This window comes from Paenibacillus ginsengihumi DSM 21568 (genome assembly GCF_000380965.1).
Classification (GTDB): Bacteria; Bacillota; Bacilli; order Paenibacillales; family NBRC-103111; genus Paenibacillus_G; species Paenibacillus_G ginsengihumi.
Genome location: NZ_KB905569.1, coordinates 1 through 12,541, shown reverse-complemented (window position 1 = coordinate 12,541; position 12,541 = coordinate 1). Strand labels below are relative to the sequence as shown.

The 12,541-nt window shown below is 62.9% G+C and carries 9 protein-coding genes, 1 pseudogene and 1 riboswitch; of the genes and pseudogenes, 6 read left to right on the top strand and 4 right to left on the bottom strand.

Annotation, left to right across the window (positions count from 1 at the left end):
• Positions 1-284 precede the first annotated feature (284 nt).
• Positions 285-3,377: an AAA family ATPase gene (locus F591_RS0112770; protein ID WP_019534998.1), complete on the bottom strand. Its 3,093-nt coding sequence runs from the start codon at positions 3,375-3,377 to the stop codon at positions 285-287.
• Positions 3,374-4,540 carry an exonuclease SbcCD subunit D gene (locus F591_RS0112765; RefSeq protein WP_019534997.1) on the bottom strand — a complete coding sequence of 389 codons (1,167 nt, stop codon included), beginning with the start codon at positions 4,538-4,540 and terminating at the stop codon, positions 3,374-3,376. The genes F591_RS0112770 and F591_RS0112765 overlap by 4 nt, the downstream gene beginning before the upstream one ends.
• Before the next feature lie 385 nt (positions 4,541-4,925).
• Here F591_RS0112765 and F591_RS0112760 point away from each other — a divergent pair, with 385 nt between their 5' ends.
• From F591_RS0112760 to F591_RS0112740, 4 genes are all read left to right on the top strand, one after another.
• Positions 4,926-5,978: a Gfo/Idh/MocA family protein gene (locus F591_RS0112760; protein WP_019534996.1), complete on the top strand. Its 1,053-nt coding sequence runs from the start codon at positions 4,926-4,928 to the stop codon at positions 5,976-5,978.
• A gap of 355 nt (positions 5,979-6,333) precedes the next feature.
• Positions 6,334-6,463, top strand: a riboswitch (SAM riboswitch).
• An 86-nt stretch (positions 6,464-6,549) separates the two neighbouring features.
• Positions 6,550-7,572 (top strand): methionine ABC transporter ATP-binding protein, encoded by a 1,023-nt coding sequence (locus tag F591_RS0112750; protein WP_026326579.1) that lies wholly within the window; start codon positions 6,550-6,552, stop codon positions 7,570-7,572.
• Positions 7,565-8,227 (top strand): methionine ABC transporter permease, encoded by a 663-nt coding sequence (locus F591_RS0112745; protein WP_019534994.1) that lies wholly within the window; start codon positions 7,565-7,567, stop codon positions 8,225-8,227. The genes F591_RS0112750 and F591_RS0112745 overlap by 8 nt, the downstream gene beginning before the upstream one ends.
• A 49-nt stretch (positions 8,228-8,276) precedes the next feature.
• The gene (locus F591_RS0112740) at positions 8,277-9,122 is read left to right on the top strand and encodes a MetQ/NlpA family ABC transporter substrate-binding protein (protein WP_019534993.1); all 846 of its coding nucleotides are present in this window, start codon (positions 8,277-8,279) and stop codon (positions 9,120-9,122) included.
• A 406-nt stretch (positions 9,123-9,528) separates the two neighbouring features.
• Here F591_RS0112740 and F591_RS0112735 read toward each other — a convergent pair whose 3' ends face one another.
• Positions 9,529-10,542 carry an aldose 1-epimerase gene (locus F591_RS0112735; RefSeq protein ID WP_040741627.1) on the bottom strand — a complete coding sequence of 338 codons (1,014 nt, stop codon included), beginning with the start codon at positions 10,540-10,542 and terminating at the stop codon, positions 9,529-9,531.
• Between the two features lie 317 nt (positions 10,543-10,859).
• Here F591_RS0112735 and F591_RS0112730 point away from each other — a divergent pair, with 317 nt between their 5' ends.
• Both F591_RS0112730 and F591_RS0112725 read left to right on the top strand, forming a co-directional pair.
• Positions 10,860-11,978 (top strand): alanine racemase, encoded by a 1,119-nt coding sequence (locus F591_RS0112730; protein ID WP_019534990.1) that lies wholly within the window; start codon positions 10,860-10,862, stop codon positions 11,976-11,978.
• A gap of 18 nt (positions 11,979-11,996) precedes the next feature.
• Positions 11,997-12,248, top strand: coding sequence for a hypothetical protein (locus F591_RS0112725; RefSeq protein WP_019534989.1), 252 nt, complete (start codon positions 11,997-11,999; stop codon positions 12,246-12,248).
• A gap of 119 nt (positions 12,249-12,367) precedes the next feature.
• Here the strand turns inward: F591_RS0112725 and F591_RS33555 are convergent.
• Positions 12,368-12,541: pseudogene (locus F591_RS33555) on the bottom strand (IS256 family transposase); the annotation flags it as partial.

Sequence of the window (12,541 nt, the reverse complement as noted above, 5' to 3'; positions counted from 1 at the left end):
TTCATTCATTGACGCGGTCCCGATCGGGATATGAACTTTATGTGTCATTGTTACCCTTAACCTCGCTTCCATGATACAATCGATTTGTATTCCGTTAAGAAAGGACCGAGTCGCGATGACCGCTGCCATCGTTTTTTCTGTTATTTCGATTATTATCGTAACTGTTCTCACCTTTTGGGTAACGAAAAAAGCCTATTCCAAAAAATGGGACGAGGAATAAAACTCCTCGTCCCTTTCTTTTTGCTCGTCCCGCTTCCGCCCTGGACGGCCCGCGGCGTCAGGCGTTATTTGACGGCGATCGCCGTGCGGCTGTACCCTTCCTTCGTTTTGCGCACCTCCAGCACGGCGGGGAACGCCGCCTTCAGCTCCTGCACGTGAGAGATGACGCCGATCATCCGGCCTGAGCGCTGCAGGTCGACGAGCGTCTCGATCGCTTTGCCGAGCGCGTCCTCGTCCAGGGAGCCGAAGCCTTCGTCGATGAACATCATCTCGATGGACACCCCGCCCTGGTGCGCCTGGATCACATCGGTCATCCCGAGCGCCAGGCACAGCGAGGCGTTGAATTTCTCCCCGCCGGACAGCGTCTTGACGTCGCGGGTTTGACCCGTGTAGGCGTCGTAGACGTCAAGCCCCAGCCCGCTTTGACGGTTGTGCTTCTCCAGCCGGTCGCTGCGCTGCAGCACGAACTGTCCGCCCGACAACGCGCGCAGCCGCACGTTCGCCGCCTGCAAAATTTGCTCCAGAAACTCGATCAGAATATAGCGCTCAAACGACATTTTCAGCGGGTTGTCGCCCTTCATGATCTGGTATACGTCGAGCAATCGCGTAAGCTCCGCCTCCAGCTCCCTGGTCCGCTCGTGCGCCGCCGTCAGCAGCCGCCCGAGCCGCTCGGCCTCCTGCGCCAGCCGCAGCGACTGCTGATGCGCCGCCGCGGCGAGCTCGCACTCGCGCTTGACGGCGGCGAGCTCCTCGCCAAGCCTGGCCGCGTCCGCGGGCGTCTGCCCGGCCAGCTCGCGCTCCAGCTCGGCGATATGACGCTCCAGCGCGGCCCAGGCGGTGCGGAACGTGTCCAGCTCGGCCTGCAGCGCCTCGCGCTGCTCCGCGCTCAGCTTCGCCCGCGCGTAGTCGGCGGCGTCGGCAAAGCCGGCTTGGCCAAGCTCCAGGGCGAACCGCTCCTCCGCCTGCCGCTTCAGCGCCTCCGCCTCCTCCCGCTGGCGGGCGAGCTGGCCGGCATGCGCCTGCTCGGCGGCCAGCCGCGTCTGCGCCGCCTGCAGCCGCTCCTGCGCGGCCTTCCAGGCTTGCTCGAGCCGGTCGGCATGCGCCTGCAGCCGGTTCAGCCGCTCGGCCAGCCGGTCCGGGCTGCGCAGCTCGGCGGGGATGCGCTCCAGCTCCTGCTCCAGCAGCGCCTGCTTCGCCGACAGCTGCACCAGGACGTCGCGGTGCCGGGCGGCGGCCTGCTCCTTCTCCCGGGCCGTCCGTTCCAGCTGCTCGTCCCGCTCCTGCTCCTCCCGCTTCAGCCCGGGAAGCTGGGCCGCCGCGCGCTCCAGCCGCTCGACCTCCTGCTTCAGCAGGCTGCCCTCGCGGACAAGCTCGTCGTACCGCGCCTGCAGGTCGTCCGGCACCGGCCCGTACTCCGCCAGCCCGGCGCGCCGCTCGTCAAGGCCGCTGCGGGTCGCGGCAAGCTGCGAGCGGGTCGCGACGAACTCCCGCTCGACATGCAGCAGCTCCTCCTTCCGCTTTAGCAGCAGCTCGCGGCTCGGCAGCTCTGCCGCAGGCACAGCCTTCGCCGGATGCTGCTCGCTGCCGCAGACGGGGCATGGCTTGCCGTCGTGCAGATGCGCCGCCAGCAGGCTCGCCTGGCCTTCGATCCAGACCGTCTCGAGCCGCTCGTATTCGGCCCGCAGCGTCTGCAGCTCGCGCTCCCAGCGGGCCTTAAGCCCGGCATATTCCTGCAGGCGGCGCTCGTCCTCCAGCATCGCCTTCAGCAGCTTCGCCTGCTCGCGCATGCGCTGCAGCGCCTCCCGCCGCTCGGGGAGCGCCGCCGCCTCCTGCTCCAGCGCCCGCAGCCGCTCCGCGCCGCTCTGCTTCGCCTGGCGCAGCGCCTCCAGCCGCGCCTCGGCGTCGCGGGCCGCCGCGGCAAGCGCGCGCTCCTCGGCGGCCAGCCGCTGCGTCTCGCGCTGGCGCTCGTCCAGCGCCCGCACCGCCGGGGCGAGCTCGCCGAGCCGCTGCAGCTCGCGCAGCGCATCGCGGCGCTCGTCCTCGCGCGCCGCCTCGGCCTGGCGCTGCGCCGCCGCCTGCTCCGCCTCCGCGCGGGCGGCCTCCAGCTCGCGCAGCTTCGCCTCGTGCGCCTGCCGCCGGCGCTCGGCGTCGCTTGCGGCGCGCTGCCGCTGCTCCTCGTAGGGCACGAGCTGCGCCGCCCGCACGGCCAGCGCCAGCCGGCGCTCCTGCGCGGCGATGCCGTCCTGGCGCTGGCGCAGGCTCTCGCGCTGCGCTCGCTTCGCCTCGAGCTCGCGGAACCGCTCGTTCAGCGCCAGAGCGGCGCGCAGCTCCGCCTCCTTGCGCTCCTGGCGGCGGTCCGCCTCCGCCTTGCGCTGCGCGGCTTCCTCCGCTTCGCGGCGGTAATGGGCGGCCTCCTGCGCCAGCCCGTCGGCAACCTGCGGCGCGCCGCGGTATTCCTGCGCCAAGGTGCGGAACAAGGCGCTGTCCTCGCGTTCCGGCAGCGCGGCGGCGGCCTGCTTGACGTAGATATCCAGCTCCGTCTGCGCGCCCTTCAGCGCCTCCTTCAGCCCGCGGCTCTGCTGCTGCAGGCGGTCCTCCAACTTCCGGTACAGCGTCGTGCGGAAGATGCGCCTGAGAATCTCTTCCTTATTCTCGGTGTCGGACGTCAGCAGCTTGCGGAATTCCCCTTGCGGCAGCATCACAATCTGCCCGAACTGGTCCTTGGTCAGGCCGAGAATATTTTCCAGCTTGCGGTTGACATCCGATACGGTGAAGCGGTCTGTGCACGGCACTTCGTTTCCGCCGGTCGTCTCGTACAGCTCCGTGCGCGCCCCGGTTTCCGTCTTGTTGCCGCCTTTTCTGTGCCCCAATTGGCGAAAGACGCGGTATGTACGCTGCCCGACGGCAAATTCCAGCTCGACGGACGTATGGGTATCCTCATGGGCAAAATGGCTCCGCAGCATGCGGGCGTCATAGCGGTCCTCGCCGCTGGCCGTTCCGTATAACGCAAAGCAGATGGCGTCGAAAATCGACGTCTTCCCCGCGCCGGTATTGCCCGAGATGACGAACAGCCGATGATGCTCCAATTGCCGGAAATCGATGGTCTCGCGGTCCCGGTACGGGCCGAATGCGGTCATCGTCAGTCTGAGCGGTCTCATCCTTGTTCAGCCTCCCCCTCTTCGCGCAGCACCTCGCCGTACACTTCGGCGAACAGCTTCAGCTTGTCCGCAGCGAGCTCCGTTCCTTTGACTTCCTTGTAAAAGGCGGCGAACAGCTCGACCGGATCGGTTTCCCGGCGACTTAGGCCGCTTTCTCCGGCGGACAATGCGCCGCCGAGCGGGGCGATCCGGCGCTCGACATGGAGCGCATTCGGATAGACCGTCCTGACCTTCTCCATCGGGAACAGGACGGGATTATCGTCGAGCAGCGTGACAAACACGTAATCGTCGGAAGGAGCATGGCTTGTCAGCTCATCGATCGCAGCTTCGACACGGCGCATGTCGCGCAGCGGCTTCAGCGGCCGCTTCTCCACCGTCGCCGCGCCGGCCGCATCCAATTCGACGATGTAGAAGCCTTTGTCGTGCCGCTCCTCGGAGATCGAATATTTCAGCGGCGAGCCGGCATAGCGAATCCGCTCATCCAGCACGTAATGCGCCTGATGCAGATGGCCGAGCGCCGTATAATGAAACGGGCGAAAATATTCCGCGCGGACGTGCTCCGCCCCGCCGACGGCCAGCGGCCGCTCCGATTCGCTCGTATTGTCCTGCGGCTCCCCGGCCGGCGTCACGAAGGCGTGGCCGACGAACACGTGCCGCGCGGCCGGATTCATCGTCTGCACGATCCGCCCCGTCAGCGCCCGCATCGCGTCGTCGTGCGTGCGAATCTCCTCGTCCCCGAGCGCGTGCCGCACCTGCGCCGGATCGGCGTACGGCACGAGATGAAAATGCACCTCGCCATGCTCGTCCCTCAGGACGACCGGCTTCGGCTCGGGATTAAGCCTTCCGGCCAGATGCAGGCCGCGCCCCTCCATGATCCGCGTGGCGAAGTCGAGCCGGTCCGGGCTGTCGTGATTGCCCGAGATCGCCAGCACGGGCGTCTTCAGATCGACGACGAGCTTGCTCAGCAGCTCGTCCAGCAGATCGACCGCATCCGTCGGCGGGACGGCGCGGTCGTACAAATCGCCGGCGATCACGACGGCGTCCGGCCGCTCCGCTGCGACGGTGTCGATAAGCTGCTGCAGCACATAGCGCTGGTCGGCGGTCATATGGACGCCCTGCACCAGCTTGCCCAGATGCCAGTCGGCAGTATGGATGAATTTCATATGTACACGGTTCCTCCGTCTTATTGAATCGTAATGGCTCGATCGCTTTTGGCAATCGCTGCCTCGTTTGGCGGCCGATGCCGCTTTTTTGGCAATTGTCGCCTCTCTTGGCAATCGCCGCCACGTTCAGCGATCGTTCGCACCGATTCATCATTTCGCCAGGCAAGCCCCGTTTCCCTGCCGGGTGCGATAATTGCTCGGCCCGGCGGCACGGCGAGCGGCGGCGAGAGACCTTGCGCCTTCGTTCATCCGATGCCTGGACACAATTGCATACGAATGAGCCACAATACGGGCATGTTTCCCGGCCGCGCCGTCCATTATGATAGAGACAAGAAGCGAGCTTCCCGCCCATAAGGGCGTCAGGAAAGGAGAACGAATAACGAGTATGGGCACAATCAACGTGGGCATTATCGGAACAGGGAACATTTTCAGACACGCGCACGGTCCCGGCTGGGCTTCCCACCCCGAGGTACGGATCGCCGCCGTGTGCGACCCGAATGCCGCTTCGGCCGAAGCGGCCGCGAAGGAGTACGGCACAGGCAAGGTGTACGCCGATTACCGGGAAATGCTGGAGCGCGAAAAGCTGGATGCCGTCGGCATCAGCACTCCGAACGTGTACCATTCCGAAATCGCGGTGGCGGCGCTGGAGCGCGGGCTGCACGTCTTCTGCGAGAAGCCGGACGCCGTGAATCCTGCGGAAGCGCAGCGAATGGCGGACGCCGCCAAGCGGGCCGGCAAGGTGCTGATGGTCATGCGCAACAACCGGTTTATGCCGGCCGCGCAATTTTTGAAAAAATATATCGAAAGCGGCGCCATGGGCGAAATCTATACCGGACGCACCGGGTGGGTCCGCAGGCGCGGCATTCCCGGCCGCGGCGGGTGGTTCACGACCAAGGCGCTGTCCGGCGGAGGACCGCTGATCGACCTCGGCGTGCATATGATCGACCTGGCCGTCTGGCTGATGGGCAATCCGAAGCCGGTCGCCGTATCGGGCGCCGCTTACCGCAAATTTGCCGCCGCCCCCTCCCCCGATCCCTTGCGCCCCGTGCCAAACGATGGCACGTTCGACGTCGAGGATCTGGCGACGGGCTTTATCCGTTTCGACAACGGCGCGACGCTGCAGATCGAGTTCAGCTGGGCCTCCAACGTGGAGGAGGAGCAGAAGTTTCTGGAGCTGCGCGGCACGAAGGCCGGCTGCAGCCTGAAGGGCGATGAGCTGAAGCTGATGACGGAGATCGAGCAGGTGCTGTGCGATATCGTACCGCGCTTCCCGAAAGCGGCCGTCAAGACGCATGAGCGAAATATCCATCACTTCGTCGATTGCGTGCAGGGCAAGGCAGAGCCGATCATCACTCCCGAGTATGGCGTCGATATGATCCGCATCTTGAGCGCTATTTACGAGTCGGCCGAAACCGGGGCGGAAGTGCGCTTGCCGTAGGCGGCGGCTTCGCCGGCCTTGTCCCTCGGGATGGATAAGCTTGTCGCCCGATCGGCAACAGCAGCCCAGGGACGACCCAGGCGCCCCAGGGACGAACTGCCAATTGACTTGCCGCATAAATTCTTGTAAACTATTAGCGTTTCTAAATTGTATCTCGCAAATTCTGCGGTATTCACCCGCTGAATTTGCAACACCGCAGGTGACGACCGATGACGAAGAAATTGCTCGTCGTAGGCGTCTATCTTGAAAATTTGAAGGGGATCTACCCGAAAATTTTTCAACACCGCAGGTGACGACCGATGACGCAAGGAATTGTGCGTCATAGGCGTCCATCATTACAACTGAATGAAACAACTTCTTATCCAGAGAGGCGGAGGGAAAGGCCCGATGAAGCCCGGCAACCGTTCCATGAGGTCAGCGCCTGCTGTGACCGTGGAAAATCAGGTGCCAATTCCTCAGAATCGGACGATTCTGGCAGATGAGAGGGACTTGCGTACAGCATAAACCGAGCCCTGGGCGTCTGTCCGGGGTTTTTTCGCGCGGCTAGCGCAAAGTACGGGAGGTGTCCACCATCATTCGTTTGAGCGGCCTATCCAAATATTATCAGGTCGGCAGTCAGCAGGTGCATGCCCTGCGGAACGTCGATCTCTCCATACAAAAAGGCGAAATTTTCGGCATTATCGGCCATTCCGGAGCCGGCAAAAGCACGCTGCTGCAGATGATCAACATGCTGGAGAAGCCGTCGTCCGGCGAGGTGATCGTCGACGGCGTGGACATGACCCGGCTCGGCAGCGGCAAGCTGCAGGAGATGCGCCGTTCGATCGGCATGATTTTCCAGCATTTCAACCTGCTGTCGTCCGCCACGGTCGAAGACAATATCGCCTTTCCGCTGCGCCTGGCGAAGCAGCCGCGGGATGCGATTGCGCGGCGGGTCGAGGAGCTGCTCGGCCTGGTCGGGCTGAGCGGGCACGGGCGGAAATATCCGTCCCAGCTGTCCGGCGGCCAGAAGCAGCGGGTCGGCATCGCCCGAGCGCTGGCGACGAACCCGAAGGTACTGCTGTGTGACGAGGCGACCTCGGCGCTCGATCCGCAGACGACGAACGCCATCCTGTCGCTGCTGCTCGACATTAACCGCAAGCTCGGCATCACGATCGTGCTCATCACGCATGAAATGCACGTCATCCGCTCGATCTGCGATCGCGTCGCCGTAATCGACGGCGGCGAGATCGTCGAGATGGGGCCGGTCGCCGACGTATTTCTGAAGCCGCAGCACCGCACGACCCGCGAATTCGTCGCCCAGGTGACCGACAATCCGGACGACGGGACGGACGCGCTGCGGAGCGCGAATGCGGCCGGACGGCTGCGGATTCGCGTCACGTTCATCGGAGAGCAGACGTACGAGCCGGTGCTGTATGAAACGATGCGCGAGACGAGTGTGCCGTTCGTGATTTTGCAAGGGACGGTATCCCGGCTGAAGGATACGCCCTACGGTCAGCTGGTGCTGGAGCTGCAGGGAGAAAACGGCGGAGCGGAGCAGGCGATCGACAAGCTGCGCAGCCTCGGGCTCGATGTGGAGGTGATCCGGAATGAATAGCTTGCTTGAGATCGACTGGCAAGGTATCGGCGAAGCGACGGCGGACACGCTGACGATGCTCGGCTTGTCGACGCTGTTTACCGTCCTCATCGGTTTGCCGCTCGGCGTCGTCCTGTTCCTGACGTCGCGGGGGCAGCCGCTGGAGCAGTTCGCGGTATACGCGCTGCTGTCTTTTGTCGTCAACGTGCTGCGGTCGGTGCCGTTCATCATTTTGATGATCATGGTCATTCCGCTGACGAAGCTGCTGGTCGGCACCTCGATGGGCGTGCCGGGCTCGATTCCGCCGCTCGTCATTGCCGCCGCCCCCTTCTTCGCGCGGCTTGTGGAGACGTCGCTGCGCGAAGTGGACCGCGGCGTCATCCGCGCCGCTCAGGCGATGGGCGCCACGTATTGGCAGATCGTCTGGAGAGTGCTGCTTCCGGAATCCCGGCCGGGCCTGATCGCTGCCGTAACGATTACGGCCGTCACGCTTGTATCGTACACGGCGATGTCCGGGGTCATCGGCGGCGGCGGGCTCGGCGATCTGGCGATCCGCTACGGTTACCAGCGCTTTCAGACAACCGTCATGATCGTGACCGTAGTCATTTTGCTGGTGCTCGTTCAAATCCTGCAATCGCTGGGTGACCGGCTCGTCCGGCATTTTCAGCGAAAATAGGATTTTTGATATAGATGTTGATACAGATAAATTGGGGAGGAATCATCACATGAAAAAAATGGCGACTGTCGCATTGTCCATCGTTCTGGCCGTGTCGCTGGCAGCCTGCGGACAAAAGCCGGCCGAGCAGCCGAGCGGGCAACAAAACGGAGCCGCTCCGGCGGATAACAAGGAAGTGACGCTGAAGGTAGGCGCTACCGCCAAGCCGCATGCGGAAATTTTGAACGCCATCAAGCCGAAGCTGAAAGAAGAAGGGGTCAACCTCGAAGTGAAGGAATTTACCGATTACGTGCAGCCGAACGTGCAGGTATTCGAGAAGCAGCTGGACGCGAACTTCTTCCAGCACCGTCCTTACCTCGAGCAAATGAATAAAGACAAAAGCATGGACCTCGTCGAGGTTGTCGGCGTGCACATCGAGCCGTTCGGCGCTTATTCGAAAAAGATCAAATCGGTGGACGAGCTCAAAGACGGCGCTGTCGTCGCTGTGCCGAATGATCCGTCCAACAGCGCACGCGCGCTCTTGCTGCTGGAGAAGAACGGCCTGATCAAGCTGAAGGAAGACGTCGGCGTGAACGGCACCGTGAAGGATATTGTGGAGAACAAGAAAAACCTGGAGATCCGCGAGCTCGAGGCGGCCATGCTGCCGCGCGTTCTCGATGAGGTGGACCTGGCGCTGATCAATACGAACTATGCGCTGGAAGCCGGTCTCGTGCCGACGAAGGACGCCCTGTTCATCGAAGACAGCAATTCGCCTTATGTGAACATCCTCGTTTCCCGTCCGGACAACAAGGATTCCGAAGCGATGCAAAAGCTGGCCAATGCGCTGACCTCGGAAGACGTGAAGACGTTCATCAAAAATACGTATAACGACGCTGTCGTGCCCGCTTTCGAATAAGCTGCGGCATCGGCAAACGGGCAAAGGGCTGGAATCCGTTCCAGCCCTTTGTTTCTTTATATTCAGAATTAACGGGTTCCTTAGCGGGCAGGATGTCGCTCGGCACGCTCCCGCTCCCCGCCCCATTGCGAAGATGGCGCCGTCTTCGGGCTCATCAGCGATCGAACTGGCGAATGCTCCCAATGACGCTCAGCGCTTTGTCCAAGCCGGACCCGCCTTCCCTCAGATGTTTGCCCATACGCTTCAGTCCGGACAATCTGCGATGCGCCTGCGTCCAGTTTGCCCTTAAGCTTCAGTCCGGACATCCTGCGATGCGTTTGCGTCCAGTTTGCCCATTCGCTTCAGTCCGGACAATCTGCGATGCGCCTGCGTCCAGACAGTCGTTCAGTCCGACCGGTCGGCCGCTTTACGCCTGCTTGCAGTACAGCCGCGCCGTCTCCTCCCACATCTCTCCCGGAGCCAGCGATACGAGGCCGATCCGGTCGGCCGGCAAATCCACGTTGGGCGCGTTCACCAGGTTCACCTGCGGCTCAGGGCAAAAAAATCCCGGCGTCGCGTTGTTGTTCCAGACCATCCATTGGCCGTAGCCAGCGCCGACATCATACACCAGCGTTACCCGCTCGCGCAGATCGGTCAGCTCCATCCGGTTCCGGCCGTTCTGCGGACGTGCGGTGTAGTGATTGTCCATCGGAGCGAAGAACGGGTACACGCCTTCCCCCTGCATCGCTTCCTCCTCCGGCGTCAGCGGCTGGAAGCGGCCGGTCGGCAGCATCCGCTCGCTGAGCTCCCAACGCTCGCCGGCAGTCAGCCTGAACCGGCAGTCCTCCGCCGAGCTTCCCGGAGCGAACGGCGCGTTCACGGTTGTGTGGAACGCCAACAGGCACGGCATCCGGCTCGCTCCTTCGTTGCGCACCGTCACCTGCTGGTGCAGCCCCCAGGCGCTGAGCGTGTAGCGAAGGCGGATCGTAAAGTCGTGCGGCAAATACGCATGCACCGAATGCCCTTCCCGCACTTTAAGCTCCAGGACGACCCAGCTTTCCGTCTCGTCTGCGCCTGTCTGCGTCACTTCCCACGGAATCGTATGTACGAAGCCGTGCAGATGATTTCCCGTAGCCGGCTCGTTGACAGGGAACGTGTACACTTGTCCCTCCCAAGGAAACTTGCCGTCCTCGTACCGGTTCGGCGGGAACAGCACCGGGATGCCGTAAACGGCGGGAGCGGCGCGAAACGCCTCCATTCCCTCGACCTCCGGCTCGCGCAGAAAGCGGTAACATTTCTCCGTGTCGCGGAATGCGATCAGGTTCGCCCCGATCTGCGGCACGACGGCGGCCTCATAAGCGCCCGCCTGCAGCCAGACAGCCGGTTCGCCGTGAAAATCCCCTCGGTAAACTTTCGCCACAATAAACTCCTCCTCTCGCATATGCTTGGATTATACCGGAACCGCTCCAAGCGATCAATGGCAGACCAAACGGCAAAGTGGAGTAAAATTTCGCGAGCGGCCGGACTTTGTATTTGTTTTTCATATGGGATATGCTACCATCTACTTGCGGGCATCTTGCCGGCGCGAAACGGCTCGCCGTGCGTATTGAAGCGTGCCTATGCAAAGCGGCAATATTTCGCCATTTCGCACGCGGCCGCAACGCTTGCCGAATATACGGATGCTTTGCTGAAACGCCGGAACGCTTTGCCGGATATAAATGCTTTACCGCGAAACGATGAGAAGGGACGTGAGCATGGATGACGCCGATTTCCGAAGAAGCGCTGGATACTCCCTGTGTGATCATCGATACTTGCAAAATGGAGCTCAACATTCGAACCATGGCCGAGACGGCCCGCAGCCGCGGCGTGCGGCTGCGTCCGCATGCGAAGACGCACAAGATGCCATGGGTGGCAGAAAAGCAGCTGCTGGCCGGCGCCGACGGCATCACCGTGGCCAAAATGGCCGAGGCCGAGGCGATGGCCGATCACGGCATCGCGGACGTATTCGTCGCCTATCCGCTCGTGACGCCGGCCAAGATCGCGCGGGCGATTCGGCTGAGCCGGCGCATCCGGCTGATCGTCGGCGCGGACAGCCTCGAAGGAGCCCGGCGGCTGTCGGAGGCGGCCAAGCGCTCCGGCACGGAGCTCGAGGTGCGGCTGGAGGTCGATACGGGCCTGCGGCGCACCGGCGCGCCGTACGAGGAAGCCGCCGCGCTGGCGCAGCGCATTCACGCGCTGCCCGGCTTGCGGCTGACCGGCATCTATACGTTCCGCGGCGCGCTCTATGACGGCAGACCGACGCTTGATGTGCGCTCCGCCGGCGAGGAAGAGGGCCGGATGATGGCGGCGCTGGCGCAGCGGATCCGCGCGTCCGGCATTCCGCTCGCCGACGTCAGCGTCGGCTCGACGCCGACAGCCGCCTGGGCCGCAGCGGCAGCCGGCGTGACCGAGATTCGTCCGGGCACTTACGTGTTCCAGGACCGGATGACGGCGGCGTTCGGCGTCTGCGGTCTGGACGATTGCGCCGGCGTCGTCCGCGTCACCGTCGTCAGCCGGCCCGCGGCCGATCTTGCCGTTATCGACGGCGGCAGCAAGACGTTCGCCACCGACGTTCAGCCGAATACCGAGCCGCTCCGGCTGCAGGGCTTCGGCCATGTGATCGGCCTGGAGGACGCCGTGCTCGAGAGGCTGACGGAGGAGCACGGGATGCTCCGCCTCGGAACCGCCGCGCAGGAGGCACGCCTGACCATCGGCGATGTGCTGCACATCGTTCCGAATCATATTTGCAGCACGATCAATCTGCACAACCGCGTGTACTTCCGGCAGGAGAACGGGTATGAAGAGCGCCCCGTCCTTGCCCGGGGCATGCTCGAATAAACGGAAGGAGGAGACGCTATGCTCGATCTTATCTTGAAAAACGGCCGTATCGTGGACGGAACCGGCAACCCATGGTACTTAGCGGATGTCGCGATTCAAGGCGGGCGGATCGCCGCGATCGGCCGCATCGACGCGGAAGCGCGGCAGACGATCGACGTGCGGCAGCAGGTCGTCTCTCCGGGCTTCATCGACGGCCATTGCCATTCCGATCTCATGATATTCGATTATCCGGACAGCGGGATCAAGCTTCGGCAGGGCGTAACGAGGTAGTGTCAAGAAGTTTGTGTAACGTAGTAGATATATCCAGAAGTGGTTGCGTGAACGCATAGTGTTTGAATGTTCTGACACCTTGGCGAACATAGCCCAAGCGTAGGCGGGGCGCTGGTTTTTTATTCCACCGATGTTGCAGTCGTGGGATAACGCTCCTCGAACATCTGTACCAGCTTTTCCTTGACACCCGGCTGACCGAAACCAGTAGTGACGCGGTTAGCATAACGCTCGTTGTAGTCCATGATGTCGAGGTAAATGATCTTCTCCACCGCGTCGATATTGGTTAAGCTGTT

Excerpts from the sequence above, each read along its gene's own strand:
- F591_RS0112770 (WP_019534998.1), bottom strand. The coding sequence starts at position 3,377 with ATGAGACCGCTCAGACTGACGATGACCGCATTCGGCCCGTACCGGGAC.
- F591_RS0112765 (WP_019534997.1), bottom strand. The coding sequence starts at position 4,540 with ATGAAATTCATCCATACTGCCGACTGGCATCTGGGCAAGCTGGTGCAG.
- F591_RS0112760 (WP_019534996.1), top strand. The coding sequence starts at position 4,926 with ATGGGCACAATCAACGTGGGCATTATCGGAACAGGGAACATTTTCAGA.
- F591_RS0112745 (WP_019534994.1), top strand. The coding sequence starts at position 7,565 with ATGAATAGCTTGCTTGAGATCGACTGGCAAGGTATCGGCGAAGCGACG.
- F591_RS0112740 (WP_019534993.1), top strand. The coding sequence starts at position 8,277 with ATGAAAAAAATGGCGACTGTCGCATTGTCCATCGTTCTGGCCGTGTCG.
- F591_RS0112735 (WP_040741627.1), bottom strand. The coding sequence starts at position 10,542 with ATGCGAGAGGAGGAGTTTATTGTGGCGAAAGTTTACCGAGGGGATTTT.
- F591_RS0112730 (WP_019534990.1), top strand. The coding sequence starts at position 10,860 with ATGACGCCGATTTCCGAAGAAGCGCTGGATACTCCCTGTGTGATCATC.
- F591_RS0112725 (WP_019534989.1), top strand. The coding sequence starts at position 11,997 with ATGCTCGATCTTATCTTGAAAAACGGCCGTATCGTGGACGGAACCGGC.